We start from the raw sequence: 21,828 nt of genomic DNA on the forward strand, positions 1-21,828 counted from the left end.
CAGCCCTGCCGCCGCCGCCGCGCCGCTGGCCGCCAGCGTCACCGCCGCTGCCGCCGACGACGGCAAGAACACGCTGACCGCCGCCACCACCTCGGTCAACAGCCTCAATGTCAGCCAGAGCGCGGCCCCGGCCGCCGGTCAGGCCAGCGCCACCGTCAAGCTGGCCGGTTCGCCGGAGCAATGGCAGCAGCCGCTGCGCGAAGCGCTGGGCGACCGCCTGCAGCTGCAGCTGCAGCGCAACAACGATCAGGCCGTCATCCGCCTGGAACCGCCGAACATGGGCAGCATCGAGATCTCGATCCGCCACAGCGCCGGCGCGCTGCAGGTCAACCTGTCGGCCAGCAACAGCGAGGTGGTGCGCCAGCTCAACACCATCGGCGACAGCGTGCGCCAGGACCTGTCGGCCAAGCAGTTCAGCGACGTCGCCGTCACCGTGTCGTCGTCGCGCGCCCAGGCGCAGGCCGATCAGGGCGGCGGCAAAAACGGGCAGCCGCGCGACCAGCACGATGGCCGCGGCCCGACCCGCGCCCTGTCCGAGGATGACAGCACCGCCACCTTTGCCATGACCGGGGAGTAATCTGCACAATGAAGAATATGAAAGTCATCATCGCCGTGGTACTGGCCGTCGTTGTCGGCGCCGCAGTGGCCGGCGGAGCAGTCTGGTATATGTCCAAGGGTGGTGAGGAAACAGCGGCCGACGGCAAGGATGGCAAGAAAAAGCCGGCCAAGAAGGAAGAGAAAAAGGAAAAGAAACCGGGCGAGCCGCCCAAGTATCTGACGGTCGACAAGGTGGTGGTGATGCTCAAGCATCAGCCCGACGAAAGCGTGACGCATTATCTGTCGGCCGATCTGGTGGTCAGCACCGACGCCAAGCGTGAAAAGGAAACCAAGGAAAACCTGCCGATGCTGCGCAGCGTCGCTGTGAAAACCTTGTCCGGCCTGCCGATGGCCAGCGCGCGCGTGATGACCATCGACCAGTTTGCCGCGGAACTGAACAAGGCCTTCGACCACGAGTTCGAGGAAGAAGGCCGCGAGAAACCGTTTGACGAAGTCATGATTGGCAAACTCATCATTGAGTAAGCCGCAGCAGCATGAACACGAGTGGAGCGGGCATGGGATACGTAGAGGAATTTGCAGACACTTATGCCGAAGGTTACGGCGTGCACGGCGCGACGCCGTTCACGCATAGCGTCGCCGACGAGCAGAAGTTTCTGCTGGCGTATGCGCCGCTGGTCAAGCGCATCGTCCGCCAGCTCAATTCGCAGATCGCCGGCGCCATCGACCGCGACGACATGGAACAGATCGGCCTGATGGGCCTGCTGGAAGCGCTGCGCCGCTACGGCGAGCCGGACGCCGCCTTCGGCAGCTACGCCAGCCTGCGCATCCGCGGCGCCATCCTCGATGAGCTGCGGCGCCAGGACTGGCGGCCGCGCGCGGTGCGCCAGCAAAGCCACAAGCTGCGCGACGCCGTGCGCGCCCTCACCCGCAAGCTGGGCCATGAACCGAGCGAGCAGGAAATCATGAGCGGCCTGGCGCTGACGCCGGAAGCCTACCAGGCCTACCTGCTCGACGAGAACGCCGAGCTGATCGCCAGTTTCGACGAGATCCTGCAGGAAAGCATGAGCCACGACACCGCGCCGAGTCCGGAAGACCAGCTGGTGGTGCGGCGCAGCCTGGAACAGGCGCTGCGCGGCCTCGACGAGCGCGAACAGCGGGTGGTGCAGATGTATTACGAGTTTGAGCTGAGCTACAAGGAAATCGCCGCCGTGCTGGACCTGACCGACGCTCGCGTCTGTCAGCTCAACAAGGCGGCGCTGAACAAGATGAAGGCAGTACTGCAAAGCGCCTAGGCAGCGGCGCGGCGCACTCAGGGATTAGAAAAATGACGCGGAAAGGCGAATCATCATGCAGCAAATAGTCGGCATTCTCATAGTTTTAGGCAGCGTCTTCGGCGGCTTCTTCATGATGGGCGGCGCCTTCCATCAGATCTGGCAGCCGATCGAGCTGATCGTGATTGCCGGTTCGGGCATGGGCGCGCTGGTGATCGGCAATCCCGGCCACGTGCTGAAGGAAATGGGCACGCAGATCAAGAAGATCATCACCAAGAAGAAATACGACTCGGAATTCCAGCGTCAGCTGCTGCTGCTGATGTACGAGCTGCTGCAACTGGCCGCCGGCGGCCTGAAGGCGCTGGACGCCCACGTCGAGGCGCCGAAGGACAGCCCGCTGTTCCAGCGCTATCCGCGCGTGCTCGACGAGCCGAAACTGCTGGCCTTCATCGTCGACAACTTCCGCCTGATGGCGATGGGCAAGATCAACGCGCACGAGCTCGAAGGCGTGCTGGAACAGGAACTGGAAGCCATCCACACCGAGCTGGAACAGCCGGCCAAGTCGCTCGGCAAGATCGGCGAGGCGATGCCGGGCTTCGGTATTCTGGCCGCCGTGCTGGGCATCGTGATCACCATGAACACCGTCAGCGAAGGCGCGACCTCGGGCGAGATCGCCGAGCACGTGGGCGCGGCCATGGTCGGCACCTTCATCGGTATTTTCTTCTGCTACGGCCTGATCGACCCGCTGTGCAACATGATGAAGCAGCTGGTCAATTCCGAGGCGGCCAACAAGGAAACCGTCAAGGTGGTGCTGGTGACCCACGTGGCCGGCAAGCCGCCGCTGCTGGCGATCGACGCCGGCCGCCGCCTGGTGCAGCTCAACATCAAGCCGAGCTTCGCCCAGCTGGAACGCTGGATCAACGATCTGGAGGGCAACGACAGCGGTGCTTCGGATAACTCTGGTCGCGGAGGACGTGGTGCTAAAGCCGCATGATAAAGCGCATGACCAGACCATCGTCAAGCGCGGTGGCGGCAAGCACAAGCACGACGACCACGGCGGCGCCTGGAAGGTAGCGTTCGCCGACTTCTGTCTCGCGCTGATGTGTTTGTTCCTGGTGCTGTGGCTGATGGCGGCGCGCAACACCGAGTCGCTGGAGCAGATCCTGACCGAGGCCGACGGCGCCAAGACCGACCAGGGCAAGGGCGTCATGCCGGAGCAGGTCGGCGGCCCGCGCGGCAGCCTGATCGACCGTTTCCCGATGCCGCACACCGGCAGCAGCGAAACCGAGGGCAAGCAGAAGGCCCAGGCCGAACAGACCGACACCCCGACCGAGCCGTCGTCCAAGGTGCGCTACGACAGTCCGGAAGACCTGGCCGCGCTGTCCAAGGCGCTGACCAAGATGAGCGCCGACTACGGCCTGACCTCGAATCTGGAAGCGGTGATCACGCCCTACGGCCTGCGCGTGATGATGCACGACACCGACCGCCAGGGCATGTTCGTGCGCGGCAGCGCCGTGCCGACCGACAAGTTCCGCGCCCTGCTGCGCAAGATGGGGCCGCTGTTCCGCGAGATGGAAAACCAGATGCTGATCGTCGGCCACACCGATTCGCTGCAGTACGCCGACACCAGCTACGCCGCCTTCTCGAACTGGACGCTGTCGGCCAACCGCGCCATGTCGGCGCGCGCCCAGCTGCTGGCCGGCACCATGAATCCGGAGTCGGTATTGCAGGTGGTCGGCATGGCCGACCGCGCACCGCTCGACACCAAGCGCGCCGACGCCGGCGTCAACCGCCGCATCGAACTGCTGATCCTGACCACCGCCCAGGCCAAGACCATCGCCGCCATGTTCGGCGTGCCGGAAAACAGCACCGCCCTGATTCATGACGTGGACACCGCCCTGCCCGACGCGACCCTGCTGCAGAAACTGCGCAGCCAGCTCAGTGGTCAGGGCGAATCGCCGCTGCGTGATCCGCGCCGCAACAAATAAGACAGACGTATGGAAACCAAGCCAACAAGAGGCAGCCGCATGAGAATCCCGACTTCGACCCCGGACGGTCTGGCCGTCCAGCGCGTGGCCGACAGCGCCCCGGTGGACGCCGCCGACGCCATCGCCCCGGCGCCGGCCCAGGCGCCGCTGCAATCGTCCGTCATGCAGCCGGCGCTGCAAGCCATGCGCGACATGCCGGAAATCGACCAGGAGAAGATCGACATGCTGCGCGACGCGCTGGCCAAGGGCGAGCTGCCGTTCGACCCGGCCAAGCTGGCCGGCCTGATCCAGCGTTTCCACGGGAGCGAACCTTGAGCAATGTGAATCATGCCGGCGCCATCGCCGCCCTGTCGCGCCAGGACGCCATGCGCGCCCTGCTGGCCGGCATCGGCGCCGACCTGCAGGCCTACGCCGAACTGCAGGTCATGCTGCGCGACCAGTTCCGCGCCGCGCTGCGCCACAACGCCGGCGAGCTGGCGGCGGCCGCCGAGGCTATCGAAGCGCAAGTTGACGCCATGCAGCAACGGCGCGCCGAGCGCGTGGCGCTGGTACAACGTTTAGTTGGTGAAACTGGCAATATGGCGCAAGCTTTTGCCTTGCTGAAAAATACGGCACGGGAGAAAATAGAGGCGGACTGGGCATCGCTGGAACAGGCGGTGCTCGAGTGCAAGCGACTCAGCAAGCGCAACGGCGATTTGCTGGCCGAGCAATACACCATCATGCAGCGCGTGCTGCATGGCGAGGAGCAAATCTATGCGCCAGCTTAGTGGGATAACCACGGGGATGCAAGCCACCGCACCCACTGCCGCAACCGTCTCGAACATGACCGCCAGCCGCCCCACCGCGGCCACTGGCGGCTTTGCGCCCGCGGGCGCCTTCAACAGCGCCTTCGCGCAAGTCCAGAACGACGTGACCGCCTACATCGCCCAGGGCGACGGCGGCTTCCACAGCGACGCGGCGCCCTCGTCGCAGGCCATGAGCCTGCAAGCCATGGCGCTGCGCAACCGCGCCACCGGCGCCATCGACGACGACAGCGTCGACAGCGACAGCCAGCAGCAATTCCTGGCGGCGATCCAGCCGTGGGCGCAGGAAACCGCCGACAAGCTCGGCGTCGCGCCGGAACTGGTGGCCGCGCACGCGGCGCTCGAATCGGGTTGGGGGAAGCAGCCGCTGAAGAACGGCGCCGCCAATGCCAACAACCTGTTCGGCGTGAAGGCCGGCGCCGGCTGGCAGGGCGACGTCGCTGTCGCCAGCACCACCGAATTCGAACATGGCGCGCTGCTCAAGAAGACCGAGCGCTTCCGCAGCTATCCGGACACCGCCAGCGCCTTCCGCGACTACGCCCAGCTGCTGACCAGCAATCCGCGCTATGCGTCCGCCCTCAACACCGGCAGCGATGCCCGCGCCTTCGCCAGCGGCCTGGCCAAGGCCGGCTATGCCACCGACCCGAATTATGCAGACAAGCTGAGCAAGGTGGCCGCGCAGTTGCAGCGCGGTGGGCGCCTCAGCCCTACTCCGACGGAGAATTAGCCGTGACCGGCGCTGCGACAGGTTCCACCGTGCCTGCGCCGGTCACCCGGGCGCGCAGCACCGTGCCGTTGGCGTTGCGCACGCGCACCGTGTCGCCGCGCGCGCCGGCGTCCATCGCCTCGCCGCCCATGCTGACCTCGATCTCGTCGCGGCGCGCGACAATGCGCACCGGCTCGCCGCGCTTGATCAGCGTCGGCGCCGCCAGCAAGGTCTTGCGCACCACCTCGCCGGCGCGCAGCGCGCGCTTGCTGCTCAGACCGACCGCGTCCTGCGGATCGCTGACGGCGTCGGCGATGGCGGCGATATCGTGGCGCTCCAGCAACACATCTTCATCTGCCAGTACTTTCCCTGCCGCCAAGTCATTTGCCATCACGGCAATCCGCGCCGAGACCTGGGCGCGCACGATGAATTCGTACCGCCAGCCGCCGGCGCCGCTGCAGACGGCGATGAAGCGCATCCGGCTCGGCAGTCGCGTGTCGGCCGCCTGCACCGTCACGCCTTGGTTGCAGGCCGACAGCGTGCGCGTGCCCGGCACCACCGTGACGCTGAATTGCGGCTCGCTGAAGCCGGCCGCGGCGGCCCAGCGCTCCACGTGTTGCTGCGCCGCCCGTTCGACCAGTGCCGGCACCTGTTCCGCCGCGACCGGCGCGCCGGCAGAAATAGCTGAAGAAAATGGAATGCAAACCAGCAACATCCCGGCCGAAACAGTTACAATAGATTTGTTGAACATGAGCAATACCTCTACTATGATGCCGGAAGCGGTCGCCCCATCGGGGCTCGGCCGCCATTCTACATGGGACGTAGCGGTTGTCACTCATGCCGACGCGTTTTACCGCCATGTCACCACAGGGGAAGAAGATGGGCATTAACTTCAAAGATGCAGCGGGCGTCCACGCCGACGCGCTGGCCTTGCGCGCCGACCGCACGCGCATCCTGGCCGCCAATATCGCCAACGAGAACACGCCCGGCTTCCAGGCCCAGGACATGGACTTCAGCGCCACGCTGGCCAACGTCCAGGCCGAAGGCAACGGCGACATCGGCGACGGCGGCGACAGCGCGCTGATGTACCGCGTGCCCTACCACCCCACCCGCGACGGCAACACCGTCGAGATCGGCGTCGAGCAAGCCGCCTTCTCGCAGAACGCCACCGATTTCCAGACCAGCCTGACCTTCGCCAACATGAAGTTCAAGGGGCTGGCCAAGGCCATTGCCGGCCAGTAAGCCCGCAGCAACCCAGGAGCAGCGCATGTCGTTCAAGACTATTTCGGAGATTGCCGGATCGGCCATGGCGGCCCAGTCCGTCCGTCTCAACACCATCGCCAGTAACCTGGCCAATGCCGATTCGGTGGCCGGCACCGAAGCCGACACCTACCGCGCGCGCAAGCCGGTGTTTGCCGCCGTCATGGGCGACAGCCCGGACGGCATGGCCAGCGCCGGCGGCAAGGTGCAGGTGCTCGACGTGGTCGAGTCGGCCGAACCGCTGCGCCAGGTCTACGAGCCGGGCAACCCGATGGCCAACGCCGACGGCATGGTGTTCTACCCCAACGTCAACCAGGTGGCCGAGATGACCGACATGATGTCGGCCTCGCGCGCCTTCGAGACCAATGTTGAAGTTCTCGGCCGCATCCGCACGATGCAGCAATCCCTCCTTAAACTCGGTGAAGGCTAAGCCATGACTGTCAGTCTCCTCAACAACAGCAGTACCAGCAACTCGGCCTCGACCGGCACCAGCATCACCGGCAACAGCGCCAGCGAAGCGTCGGACATGTTCACCAAATTGCTGGTGGCGCAGATCCAGAACCAGGACCCGCTGTCGCCGACCGATCCGGCGCAGTTCGTCCAGCAGCTGACCCAGCTGTCGCAGACCGAAACGCTGCAGAACCTGTCGAGCCTGACCAGCGCCAACTCCAGCATCCTGCAGAGCATGCAGGTGCTGTCGCTGGGCGCGCAGGTCGGCTCCAACGTGATGGCCGAGACCACCACGGTCAAGCTGGACGGCACCACCAAGGTCAGCGGCCAGACCACGCTGGACGCCAGCAGCAGCGCCACCAGCGTGGTGCTGACCGGCAGCGACGGCGTCGAACACACGATCAACCTCGGCGTGCAGGCGCCGGGCACGGTGCCTTTCACCATCGATCCGGCCAAGCTGGGTCTGGCGGAAGGCACGTACACGATGAAGGTGGTTACCAGCACCTCCAGCAATCCGACCATCGACATCCAGGGCCGCCTCAACAGCGTGCGCCTGGGCGCCACCGGCAGCGTGGTGCTGAACGTCGCCAACATCGGCGAGACCAGCACCACCGCCATCACCGGTTTCAACGGTCCAGCGACCGCCGCCGCATCCGCCACCCAGTCTACTCTCTAAGGAAAATCCATCATGAGTTTCGATATCGCATTGTCTGGCATCCAGGCCATCAACGAATCGCTGGACGTCACCAGCCACAACATCGCCAACGCCGGCACCTACGGCTATAAAGCCAACCGCGCCAACTTCGCCACCCTGGTGGCGGGCAGCCAGCTGAACGGCGTGACGGTCGGTTCGACGACGCAGAACATCGGCCTGTCGGGCGGCATCCTGAACACCGGCCGCGCGCTGGACGCCTCGATCAGCGGCCGCGGCTTCTTCGTCACCCGCGCGGCCGACAATTCGCTTCAATACACCCGCGTCGGCATCTTCGACACCTCGCTGGACGGCTACCTGGTGGACGCCTCCGGCCGCCGCGTGCAGGGCAAGACCATCACGCCGCCAAGCACCGAACCTGGCGCAGAAGGCGACCTGAAGATCCCGGTCGGCGCGATTCCGGCGCAGATCACCACCAAAGCCACCTATGTCGGCAACCTGTCGGCCGACTGGGCCGTCAAGACCCCGGTCAGCGACCCTACGACCATCACGCCGAGCACGCCGCCGGACCCGTCGACCTACAACACCTTCAAGACCACCAATCTGTACGACAGCCTCGGCACCCAGCACGTGCTGACCCAGTACTTCACCATGACGGGCTCCACCGGCGGCGTCGCCACCGTGCACGTCAGCTACGCGCTCGACGGCAACGGCATCACGGCTGGCAAAGACTTGAATTTCGACACCACCAACGGTACGCTGAATCCTGACGATCCAACCGTGACGCCGGACCTGACCGTCAGCACACTGGACCTGACCGCCACCAACGTCGATACCAGCGACCCTAACCTTTGGCCGAAATTCGCCAACGGCGCCAACATGAATGGGGCCGTGACCATTGATTACACCGGCACCACTTTCTTCTCCGGCGAAACTTCGGTGGCCTCCAACACGCCAGTCGACGGCTATTCGGCCGGCAACTTCTCCGGCGTCTCGCTGGGCAGCGACGGTTCGGTGATCGCCAAGTACACCAACGGCCAGACCCAGACCGTGGGCAAGGTCGTGCTGGCCTCGTTCGCCAATGAAGGCGGCCTGACCCAGGTCAGCGACACCAGCTGGGAAGCCTCGGCCGCCTCCGGCGTCGCCAACACCGACCTGGCAGGCGTCGGCGTCAACGGCCAGATCAACGTCGCCACGCTGGAGCAATCCAACGTCGACATCACTTCGGAGCTGGTCGGTCTGATGACCTCGCAGCGCAACTACCAGGCCAACTCGAAAGTCATCCAGACCGAGAGCACCATGCTGCAATCGCTGATGCAGGCGATCTAAGGACTGACGCATGGACGCGCTGATTTACACCGCCATGAGCGGGGCCGAACGGGCCCTGCGCGGGCAACAGGTGCACGCCAACAACCTGGCCAACATCGATACCGGCGGCTTCCGCGCCAATATGGAGCTGTCGGCGGCGCAATCCGTCAACGGCTACGGCTACGACGACCGCCACATGTCGCAACTGCAGGCCAACAGCGTGTCGACCAAGCCCGGCACCATGAAAAGCACCGGGCGCGAGCTCGATGTGGCCGTGGCCGGCGCCGGCTTCCTGACCGTGCAAACGGCCGCCGGCGGCGAAGCCTACACCCGCGCCGGCAACATGGTGCTCGATGAAAACGGCACGCTGCGCATCAACGGCGACGTGGTGCTCGGCGAAGGCGGCCCGATCACGCTGCCGGAATACACCCGCATCGACATCGGCAACGACGGCACCATCTCGATCCAGGCGCCCGGCACCATCATCATGCAGACCGTCGACAAGCTGCGCATGGTCAAGGCCGAAGGTTCGGAGCTGACCAAGAACGAGGCCGGCCTGCTGGTCGCGCGCGATGGCGCGCCGCTGGCCACCGATCCGACCGTGGTGGTGCGTTCCGGCCACCTGGAAGGCAGCAACGTCTCGGCGGTCGAGGAAATGGTCGCCACCATGAGCCTGAACCGCAGCTTTGAAGTCCAGATGAAGATGTTTACGTCGACCGATTCGATGACCCAGGCGGGCAACCGCCTGATCAGCGGCAGCTAAGCCGGACCACCACATACCACCAGGGAGAAATCATGAATCCAGCAATGTGGATCAGCAAGACCGGCGTCCAGGCGCAAGACCTGAAGCTGCAAACCATCGCCAATAACCTGGCCAATGCCAACACGGTCGGCTTCAAGCGCGACCGCGCGGTGTTCGAAGACCTGTTCTACTCGGTCGAAGCGCAACCGGGCGCCCAGCGCGCCGACAACAACACGCTGGCGCCGTCGGGCGTGCAGTTGGGTAACGGCGTGCACCTGGTCGGCACCCAGAAGGTGTTCAGCCAGGGCATCCTGCAAACCACCAGCCGCGACCTCGACATCTCGGTGATGGGCAACGGCTTCCTGTCGGTGCGCCAGCCGAACGGCGAAACCGCCTACACCCGCGCCGGCCAGCTGCAGGTCGACGCCAACGGCATCCTGGTCAACGCCGGCGGCCTGCCGCTGATCCCGCAGATCACCGTGCCGGCCAACGCCACCGCGCTGACCTTCGCCGAGGACGGCACCGTGTCGGCCAAGATCGCCGACAACGTCACGCCGCAGGTGCTGGGCCAGCTGACGCTGACCTCGTTCATCAACCCGACCGGCCTGCTGGCCTTGGGCGAGAACCTGTTTGCCGAAACGCCGTCGTCGGGCACGCCGACCGACGGCCAGCCGGGCACCGCCCAGTGGGGCAAGATCAAGCAGGGCACGCTGGAAGGCTCGAACGTGCAGGTGGTCGAGGAGATGGTCGACATGATCGCCGCCCAGCGCACCTACGAGATGAACACCAAGGTGCTGTCGGCAGCCGACAATATGCTGCAGTACCTGTCGGCGGCGGCACGCTGATGCAAGCCGCACTGCGCTCCACGCTGCTGTTGGCCGCCCTGGCCCTGGCCGGCTGCGCCCAGCTGCAGCCGCCCGCGGTGCGCCCCGGCCCGTCCGACGAACCGCCGCCGGTGGCGCGCAACACCGGTCCGCGCGGCGTCTCGGGCGGCGTGTTCAGCACCGACGTCGGCCTGTCGCTGACCTCGGACAGCCGCGCCTTCCGGGTCGGCGACGTGGTCACCGTCAACCTGCTGGAAACCACCCAGGCCAGCAAGAAGGCCGGCACCAGCTATTCCAAGCAGTCGGCCGACAACATCAACGCGCCGAATTTGCTGGGCAAGACCTTCGGCAAGGCCGCGGTCGGCCTGGGCGCCTCCAACACCTTTGCCGGCGACGCCACCAGCACCCAGCAGAACGCCCTGACCGGCGCCATCACCGTGATCGTGCAGGAAGTGCTGCCGAACGGCCTGCTGCGCATCTCCGGTGAAAAAACCCTGACCCTGAACAACGGCGAGGAATTCGTGCGCCTGCGCGGCTACCTGCGCGCGGCCGATATCGACGCCGACAACCAGGTGTCGTCGCAACGCATCGCCAATGCCCGCATCGCCTATTCGGCGCAAGGCACGCTGGCCGAAACCCAGCAGCCGGGTTGGCTGTCGCGCTTCTTCAACGGCCCTTTGATGCCGTTCTGAGTTTTCCTTGAAAGACGGGTGATCCCATGAATTTCCGCAAGCTTATCGCGCTGCCGCTGGCCCTGAGCCTGGCCCTGGGCGCCACCCTGCCGGCCCAGGCCGCGCAGGCGCTGCGCAACCTGGTCGCCATCGAAGGCGTGCGTGACAATCCGCTGGTCGGCTACGGCCTGGTGGTCGGCCTGAACGGCAGCGGCGACTCGACCCAGGTCAAGTTTTCCAGCCAGTCCGTGATCAATATGCTCAAGCAGTTCGGCGTCAAGGTGCCGGACGGCACCGACGCCAAGTCGAAGAACGTCGCCACCGTGATGGTGTCGGCGGTGTTCCCGCCCGGCTACCGCAAGGGCCAGAGCATCGACGTGGTGGTGTCCTCGATGGGCGACGCCAAGAGCCTGCGCGGCGGCGCCCTGCTGCTGACCCCGCTGCGCGCGGCCGACGGCGAAACCTATGCGCTGGCGCAAGGCAACGTGGTGGTGGGCGGCTACAGCGCCCAGGGCAAGTCCGGCTCGTCGATCACCGTCAACACCCCGACCTCCGGCCGCATTCCGAGCGGCGCCAACATCGAACGCGAGATCGGCACCGATTTCTCCAGCAAGCCGACGGTGCGCCTGTCGCTGCGCCATCCGCACTTTGAAACCGCGATCAACATCGTCAACTCGATCAACAAGCGCTTCGGCGACATCGCCACCGCCAGCGACGCCACCAGCGTCGATGTCGTGGCGCCGGGCAATCCGACCCAGCGCGTGGCCTTCATGGCCAAGCTGGAATCGATGAGCGTGGACGTCGGCGAGGATGCGCCGAAAGTGGTGTTCAATTCGCGCACCGGCACCGTGGTGATCGCCGAAGGCCTGCGCGTGCGCGCCGCCGCCGTCACCCACGGCTCGCTCAAGGTGGTGATTTCCGAATCGACCAAGGTCAGCCAGCCGAACGCGCTGGCCGGCGGCAGCACCGTGTCGTCGCCGCAGTCGCAGGTCAGCGCCGACCAGGGGCCGGCGCAGATGTTCAAGTGGCCGGCCGGCGCCAAGCTGCAGTCGATCATCGACGTGGTCAACAGCCTGGGCGCGACGCCGGACGACATCATGGCGATCCTGCAGGCGCTCGACCAGGCCGGCGCCATCGAAGGCGAACTGGTCGTCATTTAAGGATGGGCATGGACTACACCAACAACACCTTCGATCCGTCGCGCCTGCTGGCCAACGGCACCGCCGGCCAACTGAGCAGCACCGCCGTGGCCCCGGTCGCGGCGCAGGAAGGCGACACCGTCGATCCGGTCTACCGCGCCAAGGCCACCGAGGCGGCGGTCAAGTTTGAAAGCTTCTTCATCGGCCACATGCTGCACCAGATGCGCGACGGCACCCGCGCCCTGGCGGCCGACGACAGCCCGTCCAAGGACCGCATCAACCAGGACATGCTCGACATGGCCGACAACCTGGTGGCCGACCAGCTGGCCGGCAAGCGCGCCTTCGGCGTGGCCGACGCCATCCTGCGCCAACTGCTGCCGCAGCAGCCAGCCCAGCCGGTGCAGGCACAGGCGGCGGCAAAAGTTTCCGATTCGCAAAATTTAAGCATTCCACTTAATCAGCAGCAATAAACGGTCGCCCAGTATTGATATCGGACCGGCGGCCGCCAGCATCGCGCTGCGTTGCGCCGGACCTTCGGACTTCACCAGGAAAAGACCCGCTTCATGACCATCACTTACAACGCACTGTCGGGCGCCCTGGCCGCCCAGGCTGCACTGAACACCGTCAGCCAGAATCTCGCCAACCAGCAGACCAAGGGCTATACCCGCCAGGGCGTGCTGCTGCAGGCGACCGCTTCCGATCCGGGCACCCTGTCCGCCGGCAACGGCGTGCAAGTGGGTTCCCTGTTGCGGTTCAGCGATTCCTACCAGTTGCAGCAGATGTGGCGCGCCAACTCGGCGGTCGGCGTGCGCTCGCAGGTGCAGCCGTACCTGACCTCGCTGGAAACGGTGATGAGCGACGACAAGTCCAGCATCAGTTATGGCATCGACAACTTCTTCAAGGCCCTGAACGCGGCCAGCGTCGATCCGACCTCGACGCCGCTGCGCCAGCAGGTGATCACCACCGCCGACTCGATGGCGCAGCAGATCAACTCGATCTACAACCTGACCACCAACCAGTCGATCTCGGTGCAGCAGCAGCAGGCCTCGATCCTGCCGTCGCTCAACGAGTCGCTGGCCGGCATCGCCGCGCTCAACAAGCAGATCGTCTCGACCACCGGCGCCGGCACCAACACCTCGGCGCTGATGGACAAGCGCGAACAGCTGATCGACAGCGTGGCCCAGCAGGTCGGCGTGGAAGTCGTGTACAACCCGAACGGCAGCGTCAACGTCTCGCTGAAAAGCGGCGAGCCGCTGGTGGTCAACGACACCGCCTCGACCCTGGCCTACGTCAACGCCGGCAGCAGCGCGCCGGCGTCGCTGACGCTGACCTATTCCAACATCAAGTTCACGCTGGACGACACCAAGGTCGGCGGCCAGCTCGGCGGCCTCGGCGACTTCCGCCAGAACACCCTGGCCCCGCTGCAGACGTCGATCAAGGAAATCGCCAAGCAGATGTCGGACAACATCAACGCCGCGCTGACGGCCGGCTACAAGGGCAACGCCGATCCGGCCATCCCGGGCGACCAGGGCGATATGGGCGTCGCCCTGCTCGACTACAATCCGGCCAGCGCCACCGGGCTGCTGCAAGTCGCCAGCGGCTTCAAGACCTCCGACCTGGCGTTTTCCAGCAACGGTCAGCCGGGCGACAGCGGCAACCTGCAACTGCTGGTCGCCATCAAGAGCCAGGATATCCAGCTGACCTCGCTGAGCGGCGTGGTCAGCGCCGTGCAACTGGGCGACGCCGACACCCAGATCGTCGGCCAGCTGGGCATCATCAGCCAGCAGAACCAGGCCCAGCTCGCGACCGCCACCACCATCCGCTCGCAGTCGGAAGACGACTGGAAGTCGACCAGCGCGGTGAACTCCGACGAGGAAGGCATCAACCTGGTGGAATTCCAGAATATGTACCAGGCGAACATGAAGGTGATTGCGGTTGCCAACACCCTGTTCGACGCCACGTTGCAAATGTTCGGTTAAGGAGAGCCTGAATGCGTATCGCCACCAGCCAGTTCCAGGCAACCATGAACCGCGCCCTGCAGGATAATCAGAGCGCCATCGCGTCGCTGACCGCGCAGATCGCCAGCCAGAAAAAAATCCAGGTGCCGTCCGACGATCCGGTGACCGCCGTGCGTCTGTCGCGCCTGGCGCGCGAGGAAGCCATTGTCGGCCAGTACCGCGACAACATCTCCTCGATCAAGATCCGCCTGTCGTCCAACGAGACCTATCTGCAAAGCATGGTCAACGACATCACCCAGAGCCACGACCAGCTGGTGTGGGCGTCGGACGGCAGCAATACCGGCGAAGACCTGAAGGCCATGGTCACCACCATGACCTCGCTGCGTGACAGCCTGATGTACAGCGCCAACCAGAAGGACCAGGAAGGCCGCTACCTGTTCTCCGGCACCGCCACCGCCACGCCGGCGATCACCTTCACCGAGAACCCGGTGCCGCCGCAGCGCCGCTACGAATTCACCGGCAACACCGACCAGCAGCAATCGGTGGTGGGCAACGGCATCAACCAGACCATCAATGTCGACGTCAAGGGCCTGGACGACCTGCTGAACCAGATGGACGCCACCATCACCGCGCTGTCGCAGCCGAATGTGTCGCCGGGCGACCCGGCGGTGCAGACCGCGCTGAAAGCCAATATGGACGGCGCCACCAGCGCCCTGGACCTGATCTCCGGCAAGATCGCCAGCTTCGGCGGCGCGCAAAACGTCATGGACACGCTGGACGGCAACCATGCCAACGTCAGCCTGTCGAACCAGACCGCGATCCTCGATCTGGGCTCGCTGGACATGGGCGAGGCCACGATTGCCATGAACGGCTACAACCTGGCGTTGCAAGCGTCGTACAAGGCGTACTCGAAGATCAGCAATCTGTCGCTGTTCAACATCCTGTAATTCGTCACTCTTTTAGCGTATGCAAATATCGTCCAGCGCCATCCCCCAGCCCATTGTTCCGGGCGCCAATGCCGGTAACGCGACGGCGGTGGACGGCACCTCGCTCGGACTGAACGGGGAAAACGCCGCCACCGCCACGCCGGTCACGCCGACGCCAAACGCGGCGGCGCCGCTGCGTCGCGGCCTGAGCAATTGGGACCAGCCGTTGCAGGGCGATATCTCCAGCGCCCAGCAGGCGCTCGATTTCCTGGAACAGAGCGCCGCACAATTGCGCAGCCTGAAAACCGACCTCAGCGCACGCCTGGCCAACCGCCAGCGCACCGACGGCACGCTGGAGGCGCGCGTGCGCCAGTTCAGCAACAGCTGGCGCACCCGCAGCAGCGCCTCCGGCGGCACGCTGGACGCCCAGCTGAACTTCAGCACCAAGGGCAGCACCACCAGTTTCACCGTGCGCGGCATGAACTTCAGCAACCTGCGCAGCGGCGCCCGCGAAGTGCTGGCGATGTCGGTCGGCGGCGGCCAAAATGTGCGCTCGGTGGTGCTGGAGCCGGGCCTGAGCGACGAACAGATCACGCAGCGCTTCAACGAAGCGCTGGCGCCCACCGGCGTGCGGGCGCAGATCAGCGAGGACGGACAGCTGGAGTTTTCCACCAGCGAAGCACAGTGGGCGCAGGTGCGCGACACCATCGCCGTGCAGGGTGGCGGCATCCGCTTCGCCTCCGGCCAGCTGAACCGCGTCAAGGCCGAAGCCGAAGCGCCCCAGGTCGATCCGGATACCTGGCAGACCAACGACAGCGATGCGATCCGCGCCACCCTGACCCAGGTGCTGCAGGCGCTGTCCAAGGTGGAGCAGTCGATCGCCTCGGTGCGCCAGGCGCTGGCCCAGGTGGCCGCGCGCGTGCAGAACGCCGCCCCGGCCACCACCAAGAGCGGCATGGACCAGGTGGCGCAGGCGTTTGTCACCACCACCCGGCAGCCCGGCTACAAGTCGCTGCTGTCGATCACCTCGGCGCTGGCCGGCATCAGCCGCGAGCGCGTGCTCTCGCTGCTCAGCCTGCGTCAATGAAGTAGCAGGCCGCGCTGCGCCAGCGCGGTCAGTTCCCCGGCCGGCAGTGCGCCGGCAAACACATACCCTTGCGCATAATCGCAGCCGGCCATCGCCAGCAGGCCGCTTTGCGCCGCCGTTTCCACGCCCTCCGCCACCACCCGCAGCCCGAGCCGGTGGGCCATGGCGATCAGCGCCTCGCACATCGCCAGGTCGCCGCTGTCGTTGGCGAGGTACTGGATGAAGCTGCGGTCCAGCTTGAGCAGGTCGATGCCGAAATGCTTGAGGTGCGACAGCGACGAATAGCCGGTGCCGAAGTTGTCCAGCGCCACCTGCAAGCCCATCTCGCGCAGGTCGCGCAGGCGCTCGGCGGCGCGCGCGGCGCCGTCCATCAGCACGTTCTCGGTGATCTCCAGCACGAGGCTGCGCGGCGCCAGCCCCAGGCTGGCCGTGTGCCGCAGCCATTCGACGTACAGCGCGGTATCGCCGCGCAGCTGCGCGGCCGACTGGTTGATGCTGACCTGGAAGCCCTTGCCCAGCTCGTCCTGCCACTGCCGGGCCTGCTGCGCGGCCTGGCGGAACACCCAGTCGCCGATCTGCAGCATCATGCCGCCGGACTCGGCAAACGGCAGGAATTCGGCCGGCGCCAGCAGGCCGCGCTGCGGGTGGCGCCAGCGCAGCAGGGCTTCGGCGCGCTCGATCTTGCCGGTGCGCAGATTGACGATGGGCTGGTAATGCAGCTCGAACTGCTGCAACGGCAGCGCCGAGCGCAGGTCCAGCGTCACCTGCTGGCGCGCCTGCGCCGCCAGCTGCAAGTCCGGCGTGAAATAACTGTAGCGGTTGCGGCCGTCCTGCTTGGCCGCGTACATGGCCTGGTCGGCCACGTGCAGCAGCTCCTCCGGCGTGGCGGCGTCGGACGGATACAGCGCGATGCCGATGCTGGCCGAAATCGACCGCTGCGCCACGCCCAGCGCGAACGGCCGCGCCAGCTGCGTGACGATGCTCTGGGCAATGCGGTCGACGCCGCTCGCCTGCTCCAGCCCGGACAGGATGACGGTGAACTCGTCGCCGCCCAGCCGCGCCACCGTGTCCGCGCCGCGCACGCACAGGCCGATGCGGCGCGCCGCCTCCACCAGCAGGCCATCGCCATGGGCGTGGCCGAGCGTGTCGTTGACCTCCTTGAAGCCGTCCAGGTCGATGAACAGCAGCGCCAGCAGCAGGCCTTCGCGGCGCGCCTTCTTCAGCTCCTGGTTCAGGCGGTCCTGGAACATATGGCGGTTGGGCAACGCCGTCAGCGCGTCGAAATTGGCCTGCTGCCACACCAGCTCGGCCGAGGCGCGGCTGGCGGTGATGTCGCTGACCAGCGCCAGCGCGCCGCGGTAGCTGCCGTCGGCGTCGAAGATCGGATTGGTGGCCAGCGTGGCCCACAGCTCGGCGCCGTCCTTGCGGATGAACTTGAATTCGTGGCGCTCGGCCAGTCCCTGCTGGCGGCGTGCGATATTGCGTTCGAGGATGGCGCGGCCCTCCTCGTCCATGAAAGCGATCAGCGGCTGGTCCAGCATCTCCTCGATGGTGTAGCCGAGCATCTGCGCCATCTTCGGATTGACAAAGCTGGTGCGGGCGGCGGCGTCGATTTCCCAGATGCCTTCCTCGGCGTTGTGGACGATGCGGCGGAAGCGCTCCTCGCTGCGCTCCAGCGCCGCCAGCTTGCCCTCGGCCGGCTCCAGCACCACGCGCACGCCCTGGCCGCTGCTGTCGGCGCTGGCGCGTAGCGTCACCGGAAAGCCCTGCTGGTTGCGCCCGCGCAGCAGCTGCAAGTCGCATTGCGCGGGTTCGGTGCTGTTGACGGCGCGCCGCAGGAAATGGTCGAAATCGTCAAGGAAGCGCGGCGCCACGAACTGGCGCAGCGTGGCCCGCTCCGGATTGGCGCGCGCCAGTCCCAGCAGATCGGCGCCCACCACGTTCATCTGCAGGATGGTGGTGTCGAAGGCCAGCACGAAATAGCCGACCGGCGCCAGCAGGTAGATATCGTTGAACCAGGATGGCTCGGCCAGGCTGGCGGCGCCGGCCTCGGTGGCAAAGGTCGCCATCGCGGCCTGTTCGGCAACCGCCGACAGGCCGGGCATCTCCGCGTGCATAGTCTTATCCATACACCCCCTTTATCGATGTCTTTAGACTAACATCTCGTCGCGGGGATGTCGAGCGAACCGCCTACCGGGAGCGGTGCGCGCGGTTCAACCGTTGTTCCGCGCGCCGTTGCAGCGCCTCGAACAGCAGACTGAGCAGCCAATAGATGGCGGCGGCCGCCAGGTACAGCGGCAGCGGCTGGAAGGTGGTGGCGATCACTTCCTTGGTCGACAGCATCAGCTCGGTCAGCGTGATGACCGACACCAGCGAGGTATCCTTGATCAGGCTGATCAGCGTATTGCTCATGGCCGGCACCGCCACCCGCAGCGCCTGCGGCAGCACCACGTAGTACAGCGTGGTCCAGTAGCCGAGGCCCAGGCTGTAGCTGGCGTTCCACTGGCCCAGGCTGATCGAGGCGATGGCGCCGCGCAGGCTTTCGGACAGGAAGGCGCCCGAGTTCAGGCTCAGCGCCAGGATGCCCGCCGTCACCGGCGTGAACTCGATGCCGATGCTGGGCAGGCCGTAGTAGATGACAAACATCTGCACCAGCAGCGGCGTGCCGCGCATCAGGCTGACATACACATTGGCCGGCCACGCCAGCAGCCGGTACGGCAGCATGCGCAGCACCGCCACCGGGAAGCCGATCAGCAGGCCGCCGACCATCGCGGCCAGCGCGAACAGCACCGTGTAGCCGGCGCCGCGCAGCATGATGGGCGCGGCTTCGCGCAGCAGGTCCAGCAACTCCATCGCTTACGGCGCCTTGCTGACGTCGGTGCCGAACCATTTCAGCGAAATGGCTTTCAGGCTGCCATCGGCGGCCGCGTCGGCCAGCGCCTTGTTCAGCGCCTGCTTGAATTCGGGATTGCCCTTCTTGAACGGAATGCCCATGCGCTCGACCGCGCCGACCTGGGCGCCGGCCTTGATCGGCAGCTTGGAGATCTTCAGCAGGTAGGCCGACATCAGGCTGTCGTTGAGCGCCGCGTCGATCCGGCCCGAGGCCAGGTCCGACATGGTCTCCGGCGCCGCCGCATAGCTGCGGATCTCGATGCCCGGCACCGCCTTGGCCTGCTGCTCGTAGACGCTGCCCTGTCCGACGCCGAGCTTCTTGCCCTTGAGGTCGGCCAGCGATTTGTAGGCGGCGGTTTCGTTGTTGCGCACGATCAGCTGCGGCATTGAATAGATGTACGGCGTGGAGAAGTCGAACGCCTGCTCGCGCTTGGCATTGATGCCGACCTGCGAGACGATCACATCGTATTTGTTCGAGGCCAGCCCGGCCAGGATGCTGGCCCATTCGCTGCTGACGAATTCCACCTTCAGGCCCAGCTTGCTGCCCAGCAGCTTGGCGACATCGACATCGTAGCCGGCCAGCTCGCCGTTCTTCTCTTTATAGTTGAACGGCGGGTAGGTACCTTCGAGCGCCACCTTGAGCGTGCCGCGCGCCTTGACGGTGGCCAGCAGGTCGGCGGCCGAGGCCGGGAGTGCGAGGCTGAGCACCGCCAGCGCCAGCATAAATTCACGTTTGAGCATGGAATTCCTTTAATGGCGGGCGCCTACCAGGCGCCCATACGACGACGCAGGCCAAAATTATGGCCCACGACCAGGATGGAACTGGCGATCAAACCGCTCAGGCCTATCATCAACTGCACCAGCTTATCATCCGGCAGCACCCACATGCGGCCCGGCGGCGCTTCCTGCACGCGCGCGGCGGCCATGATCAGCGGCGCGATCCATTCAGCCTCTTCCGTCAGGTCGAGCACGATGTGGCCGTCCTGCGTGGTCTGCATATAGATCTCGCCGCCCTCGGACAGCGTGAAGCAGACGCCGTAGCCTGTCTCGTTCTTGCCGATGTGCTGTTGCAGGGCCTGGTTGTGCTCTTCGATCCACAGCTCGACGTCGGCGGGCGTTTCCAGCCCGCTCCACGGCACCGGGCGGAAGCGTGGCGGCTCGATATTGTCCTGCATAGTAATCCTGTTGACTGCCAAACCGCCAGTGTAGCCGATCCGGGGTCAACCCTTCCAGGTGCGTTGCAGGCCGGTGTCGGCGTGGATCCAGCCGCCGCGCGGACCGGCGCGGTAATAAAAGCCGACGCCGCCCTGGCGGAAGCTCTTCACCAGCCCGCCCAGCACCTCGGCGTTCAGGTTGGCCAGACGGATATCGGCGGCGCGGCCCACCATGTGCAGCGACTGCCGCGCGGCTGGCACGCCCGCTTCGCGCAGCTTGGCGTTGGAGGCCGGCGTGCGGTAGCCGGACAGGATTTCCAGCGGCGAATCGATGCCGTAGCGCTGCACGAAGGCCTGCGTGCCCCACAACGTTTCAAACAGCTTGGGATCGATGGTGCGGGTCTCGTTGCCGCCGTTGACGTCGCGCAGCAGGTGGCACAAGTCCTGGTAGGCCGATTCGATGATCTCGCCGTCTTTCCAGTAAAGCAGCTTGGCGCGCTCCTTGCTGGCAGGACGGATCACTTCAATGGTGCGCGGACGCAGCCAGAATTCCAGGTCCAGCGCCTGGGCGTCGAAGATATCGGGAGGCGGTTCCACGCCGCTCATGCCCATGCCGGACGGCGCCGGCTGATCGGCGGCGCGCGGCATCTGCGCGGCAGGTTTGACGACCGGCTTGGCGGACGCCGTGGTGGTCGATGAGGAGGTCGTGCTGCTATGCCGCACCGGTGTGCTGGTAGCACAGCCGATCAACGGCACAGACAAAAAACTCGCAGCGGTCAGCCCGAACCCCTGCTGTAAGAAAGCTCTGCGCGATGCCATAGTCTATCCGTGAAAAGCAATATTGTTACTATAGCCTATGCAGAGGGAAACACAAATGCCCCTAACTTACGCTTAAGAAATGATTCAGCTGCATGAGTGATATAAATATTGCGTATCAGGAAGAAATTTTACCACATAGTTATACAGCTTACTAATGGCAGGCATTCCAACAATAAAGTATTCATATATGGTGCATCGCAGTATAGTTCAGCCGTACCAGATGTGTTTTTCCATCGAACTAATTACCTGGAGCCCCACCATGATCATCCGTTCTATCGCCGCCCTCGCCCTGATTTCCCTGTCGACCCTGTCGAACCAAGCCAGCGCCGCCACTTCCGCCGCCCCAACCCGCCTGGCCAACGCCGAATGCGACGTCCCGGCCTACCGCAACTCGTGGCAGGACGACGAACTGCAAGGCAATGTCAAACTGGCCGTGCTGGTCGACGCCCAAGGCAATGTCAAGGACACCAAAGTGATCTCGTCGAGTGGCCACGTCGCCCTGGACCGCGCTTCGCTGCACGCCAGCACCGCTTGCAAGTTCAAGCCGGCCACCAGCGGCGCCGAGCCAGTCTGGGCACAAGTGCAATACAACTGGGTTCTGAACTAATCCAGTATGCTGT

Annotated in this window: 27 protein-coding genes; 21 read left to right on the forward strand and 6 right to left on the reverse strand. The window is 65.4% G+C overall.

Going from position 1 to position 21,828, the window contains the following annotated elements; all coding sequences use genetic code 11:
* The 8 genes from GJ695_RS04800 to GJ695_RS04835 all read left to right on the forward strand — a co-directional run.
* A partial coding sequence (locus GJ695_RS04800) for a flagellar hook-length control protein FliK (protein ID WP_166455390.1) occupies positions 1–577 on the forward strand: 577 nt, incomplete at its 5' end.
* Between the two features lie 8 nt (positions 578–585).
* Positions 586–1,080, forward strand: coding sequence for a flagellar basal body-associated FliL family protein (locus GJ695_RS04805; protein WP_154362470.1), 495 nt, complete (start codon positions 586–588; stop codon positions 1,078–1,080).
* Positions 1,081–1,112: 32 nt separating this feature from the next.
* Positions 1,113–1,850: a FliA/WhiG family RNA polymerase sigma factor gene (locus tag GJ695_RS04810; RefSeq protein ID WP_154362471.1), complete on the forward strand. Its 738-nt coding sequence runs from the start codon at positions 1,113–1,115 to the stop codon at positions 1,848–1,850.
* A 55-nt stretch (positions 1,851–1,905) separates the two neighbouring features.
* Complete coding sequence (gene motA, locus GJ695_RS04815) at positions 1,906–2,823, forward strand: flagellar motor stator protein MotA (protein WP_154362472.1); 918 nt, start codon at positions 1,906–1,908, stop codon at positions 2,821–2,823.
* Positions 2,807–3,817: a flagellar motor protein MotB gene (locus tag GJ695_RS04820; protein WP_166455176.1), complete on the forward strand. Its 1,011-nt coding sequence runs from the start codon at positions 2,807–2,809 to the stop codon at positions 3,815–3,817. Before motA ends, GJ695_RS04820 begins: the two co-directional genes overlap by 17 nt.
* 39 nt (positions 3,818–3,856) lie before the next feature.
* Entirely contained in the window at positions 3,857–4,132 is a 276-nt protein-coding gene (locus GJ695_RS04825; RefSeq protein WP_154362473.1) for a flagellar biosynthesis anti-sigma factor FlgM, read from the forward strand.
* A gap of 5 nt (positions 4,133–4,137) precedes the next feature.
* On the forward strand, positions 4,138–4,584 hold the full coding sequence (gene flgN / locus GJ695_RS04830) for a flagellar export chaperone FlgN (RefSeq protein WP_371866495.1): 447 nt from the start codon (positions 4,138–4,140) through the stop codon (positions 4,582–4,584).
* Between the two features lie 16 nt (positions 4,585–4,600).
* The gene (locus GJ695_RS04835; protein WP_229260475.1) at positions 4,601–5,347 is read left to right on the forward strand and encodes a glucosaminidase domain-containing protein; all 747 of its coding nucleotides are present in this window, start codon (positions 4,601–4,603) and stop codon (positions 5,345–5,347) included.
* On the opposite strand, the gene flgA is transcribed toward GJ695_RS04835, so the two are convergent.
* Positions 5,328–5,975, reverse strand: coding sequence for a flagellar basal body P-ring formation chaperone FlgA (gene flgA / locus GJ695_RS04840; protein WP_371866487.1), 648 nt, complete (start codon positions 5,973–5,975; stop codon positions 5,328–5,330). The genes GJ695_RS04835 and flgA overlap by 20 nt on opposite strands.
* A gap of 230 nt (positions 5,976–6,205) precedes the next feature.
* On the opposite strand from flgA, the gene flgB reads away from it, so the two are divergent.
* From flgB to GJ695_RS04900, 12 genes are all read left to right on the forward strand, one after another.
* Positions 6,206–6,568, forward strand: a complete 363-nt coding sequence (gene flgB, locus GJ695_RS04845) for a flagellar basal body rod protein FlgB (protein ID WP_154362476.1) — start codon at positions 6,206–6,208, stop codon at positions 6,566–6,568.
* Between the two features lie 25 nt (positions 6,569–6,593).
* The gene (flgC, locus tag GJ695_RS04850; RefSeq protein WP_154359141.1) at positions 6,594–7,016 is read left to right on the forward strand and encodes a flagellar basal body rod protein FlgC; all 423 of its coding nucleotides are present in this window, start codon (positions 6,594–6,596) and stop codon (positions 7,014–7,016) included.
* Positions 7,017–7,019: 3 nt separating this feature from the next.
* On the forward strand, positions 7,020–7,712 hold the full coding sequence (locus tag GJ695_RS04855; protein WP_154362477.1) for a flagellar hook capping FlgD N-terminal domain-containing protein: 693 nt from the start codon (positions 7,020–7,022) through the stop codon (positions 7,710–7,712).
* 12 nt (positions 7,713–7,724) lie between these two features.
* Positions 7,725–9,017: a flagellar hook protein FlgE gene (locus tag GJ695_RS04860; protein WP_154362478.1), complete on the forward strand. Its 1,293-nt coding sequence runs from the start codon at positions 7,725–7,727 to the stop codon at positions 9,015–9,017.
* Between the two features lie 10 nt (positions 9,018–9,027).
* On the forward strand, positions 9,028–9,759 hold the full coding sequence (locus GJ695_RS04865; RefSeq protein ID WP_154362479.1) for a flagellar basal body rod protein FlgF: 732 nt from the start codon (positions 9,028–9,030) through the stop codon (positions 9,757–9,759).
* A 32-nt stretch (positions 9,760–9,791) separates the two neighbouring features.
* The gene (gene flgG, locus GJ695_RS04870) at positions 9,792–10,583 is read left to right on the forward strand and encodes a flagellar basal-body rod protein FlgG (protein WP_208023403.1); all 792 of its coding nucleotides are present in this window, start codon (positions 9,792–9,794) and stop codon (positions 10,581–10,583) included.
* On the forward strand, positions 10,583–11,254 hold the full coding sequence (gene flgH / locus GJ695_RS04875; RefSeq protein WP_154362480.1) for a flagellar basal body L-ring protein FlgH: 672 nt from the start codon (positions 10,583–10,585) through the stop codon (positions 11,252–11,254). The genes flgG and flgH overlap by 1 nt, the downstream gene beginning before the upstream one ends.
* A 26-nt stretch (positions 11,255–11,280) precedes the next feature.
* A complete protein-coding gene (locus GJ695_RS04880; protein ID WP_154362481.1) occupies positions 11,281–12,393 on the forward strand; it encodes a flagellar basal body P-ring protein FlgI in 1,113 nt (370 codons plus the stop codon).
* A gap of 8 nt (positions 12,394–12,401) precedes the next feature.
* The gene (locus GJ695_RS04885; protein ID WP_154362482.1) at positions 12,402–12,842 is read left to right on the forward strand and encodes a hypothetical protein; all 441 of its coding nucleotides are present in this window, start codon (positions 12,402–12,404) and stop codon (positions 12,840–12,842) included.
* Positions 12,843–12,935: 93 nt separating this feature from the next.
* Positions 12,936–14,351 carry a flagellar hook-associated protein FlgK gene (flgK, locus tag GJ695_RS04890; RefSeq protein ID WP_154362483.1) on the forward strand — a complete coding sequence of 472 codons (1,416 nt, stop codon included), beginning with the start codon at positions 12,936–12,938 and terminating at the stop codon, positions 14,349–14,351.
* An 11-nt stretch (positions 14,352–14,362) separates the two neighbouring features.
* Complete coding sequence (gene flgL / locus GJ695_RS04895; protein ID WP_154362484.1) at positions 14,363–15,277, forward strand: flagellar hook-associated protein FlgL; 915 nt, start codon at positions 14,363–14,365, stop codon at positions 15,275–15,277.
* Between the two features lie 19 nt (positions 15,278–15,296).
* Positions 15,297–16,343 carry a hypothetical protein gene (locus tag GJ695_RS04900; RefSeq protein ID WP_154362485.1) on the forward strand — a complete coding sequence of 349 codons (1,047 nt, stop codon included), beginning with the start codon at positions 15,297–15,299 and terminating at the stop codon, positions 16,341–16,343.
* Here the strand turns inward: GJ695_RS04900 and GJ695_RS04905 are convergent.
* The 5 genes from GJ695_RS04905 to GJ695_RS04925 form a co-directional block, all read right to left on the reverse strand.
* Entirely contained in the window at positions 16,337–18,472 is a 2,136-nt protein-coding gene (locus tag GJ695_RS04905) for a putative bifunctional diguanylate cyclase/phosphodiesterase (protein ID WP_154362486.1), read from the reverse strand. The two genes, GJ695_RS04900 and GJ695_RS04905, sit on opposite strands and share 7 nt — an antisense overlap.
* A gap of 61 nt (positions 18,473–18,533) precedes the next feature.
* Positions 18,534–19,196, reverse strand: coding sequence for an amino acid ABC transporter permease (locus tag GJ695_RS04910; protein ID WP_154362487.1), 663 nt, complete (start codon positions 19,194–19,196; stop codon positions 18,534–18,536).
* A 3-nt stretch (positions 19,197–19,199) separates the two neighbouring features.
* Positions 19,200–19,976, reverse strand: a complete 777-nt coding sequence (locus GJ695_RS04915) for a transporter substrate-binding domain-containing protein (protein WP_154362488.1) — start codon at positions 19,974–19,976, stop codon at positions 19,200–19,202.
* 23 nt (positions 19,977–19,999) lie between these two features.
* Entirely contained in the window at positions 20,000–20,410 is a 411-nt protein-coding gene (locus GJ695_RS04920) for a hypothetical protein (RefSeq protein ID WP_154362489.1), read from the reverse strand.
* Positions 20,411–20,455: 45 nt separating this feature from the next.
* A complete protein-coding gene (locus tag GJ695_RS04925; protein WP_371866488.1) occupies positions 20,456–21,112 on the reverse strand; it encodes a YcbK family protein in 657 nt (218 codons plus the stop codon).
* Positions 21,113–21,467: 355 nt separating this feature from the next.
* Here GJ695_RS04925 and GJ695_RS04930 point away from each other — a divergent pair, with 355 nt between their 5' ends.
* On the forward strand, positions 21,468–21,815 hold the full coding sequence (locus GJ695_RS04930; protein WP_166455175.1) for an energy transducer TonB: 348 nt from the start codon (positions 21,468–21,470) through the stop codon (positions 21,813–21,815).
* The last annotated feature ends 13 nt before the right edge of the window (positions 21,816–21,828 follow it).

The organism is Duganella alba (assembly GCF_009674495.1).
GTDB lineage: Bacteria > Pseudomonadota > Gammaproteobacteria > Burkholderiales > Burkholderiaceae_D > Rugamonas > Rugamonas alba.

Excerpts from the sequence above, each read along its gene's own strand:
- GJ695_RS04805 (WP_154362470.1), top strand. The coding sequence starts at position 586 with ATGAAGAATATGAAAGTCATCATCGCCGTGGTACTGGCCGTCGTTGTC.
- GJ695_RS04810 (WP_154362471.1), top strand. The coding sequence starts at position 1,113 with ATGGGATACGTAGAGGAATTTGCAGACACTTATGCCGAAGGTTACGGC.
- motA (WP_154362472.1), top strand. The coding sequence starts at position 1,906 with ATGCAGCAAATAGTCGGCATTCTCATAGTTTTAGGCAGCGTCTTCGGC.
- GJ695_RS04825 (WP_154362473.1), top strand. The coding sequence starts at position 3,857 with ATGAGAATCCCGACTTCGACCCCGGACGGTCTGGCCGTCCAGCGCGTG.
- GJ695_RS04835 (WP_229260475.1), top strand. The coding sequence starts at position 4,601 with ATGCAAGCCACCGCACCCACTGCCGCAACCGTCTCGAACATGACCGCC.
- flgB (WP_154362476.1), top strand. The coding sequence starts at position 6,206 with ATGGGCATTAACTTCAAAGATGCAGCGGGCGTCCACGCCGACGCGCTG.
- flgC (WP_154359141.1), top strand. The coding sequence starts at position 6,594 with ATGTCGTTCAAGACTATTTCGGAGATTGCCGGATCGGCCATGGCGGCC.
- GJ695_RS04855 (WP_154362477.1), top strand. The coding sequence starts at position 7,020 with ATGACTGTCAGTCTCCTCAACAACAGCAGTACCAGCAACTCGGCCTCG.
- GJ695_RS04860 (WP_154362478.1), top strand. The coding sequence starts at position 7,725 with ATGAGTTTCGATATCGCATTGTCTGGCATCCAGGCCATCAACGAATCG.
- GJ695_RS04865 (WP_154362479.1), top strand. The coding sequence starts at position 9,028 with ATGGACGCGCTGATTTACACCGCCATGAGCGGGGCCGAACGGGCCCTG.
- flgG (WP_208023403.1), top strand. The coding sequence starts at position 9,792 with ATGAATCCAGCAATGTGGATCAGCAAGACCGGCGTCCAGGCGCAAGAC.
- flgH (WP_154362480.1), top strand. The coding sequence starts at position 10,583 with ATGCAAGCCGCACTGCGCTCCACGCTGCTGTTGGCCGCCCTGGCCCTG.
- GJ695_RS04880 (WP_154362481.1), top strand. The coding sequence starts at position 11,281 with ATGAATTTCCGCAAGCTTATCGCGCTGCCGCTGGCCCTGAGCCTGGCC.
- GJ695_RS04885 (WP_154362482.1), top strand. The coding sequence starts at position 12,402 with ATGGACTACACCAACAACACCTTCGATCCGTCGCGCCTGCTGGCCAAC.
- flgK (WP_154362483.1), top strand. The coding sequence starts at position 12,936 with ATGACCATCACTTACAACGCACTGTCGGGCGCCCTGGCCGCCCAGGCT.
- flgL (WP_154362484.1), top strand. The coding sequence starts at position 14,363 with ATGCGTATCGCCACCAGCCAGTTCCAGGCAACCATGAACCGCGCCCTG.
- GJ695_RS04900 (WP_154362485.1), top strand. The coding sequence starts at position 15,297 with ATGCAAATATCGTCCAGCGCCATCCCCCAGCCCATTGTTCCGGGCGCC.
- GJ695_RS04905 (WP_154362486.1), bottom strand. The coding sequence starts at position 18,472 with ATGGATAAGACTATGCACGCGGAGATGCCCGGCCTGTCGGCGGTTGCC.
- GJ695_RS04910 (WP_154362487.1), bottom strand. The coding sequence starts at position 19,196 with ATGGAGTTGCTGGACCTGCTGCGCGAAGCCGCGCCCATCATGCTGCGC.
- GJ695_RS04915 (WP_154362488.1), bottom strand. The coding sequence starts at position 19,976 with ATGCTCAAACGTGAATTTATGCTGGCGCTGGCGGTGCTCAGCCTCGCA.
- GJ695_RS04920 (WP_154362489.1), bottom strand. The coding sequence starts at position 20,410 with ATGCAGGACAATATCGAGCCGCCACGCTTCCGCCCGGTGCCGTGGAGC.
- GJ695_RS04930 (WP_166455175.1), top strand. The coding sequence starts at position 21,468 with ATGATCATCCGTTCTATCGCCGCCCTCGCCCTGATTTCCCTGTCGACC.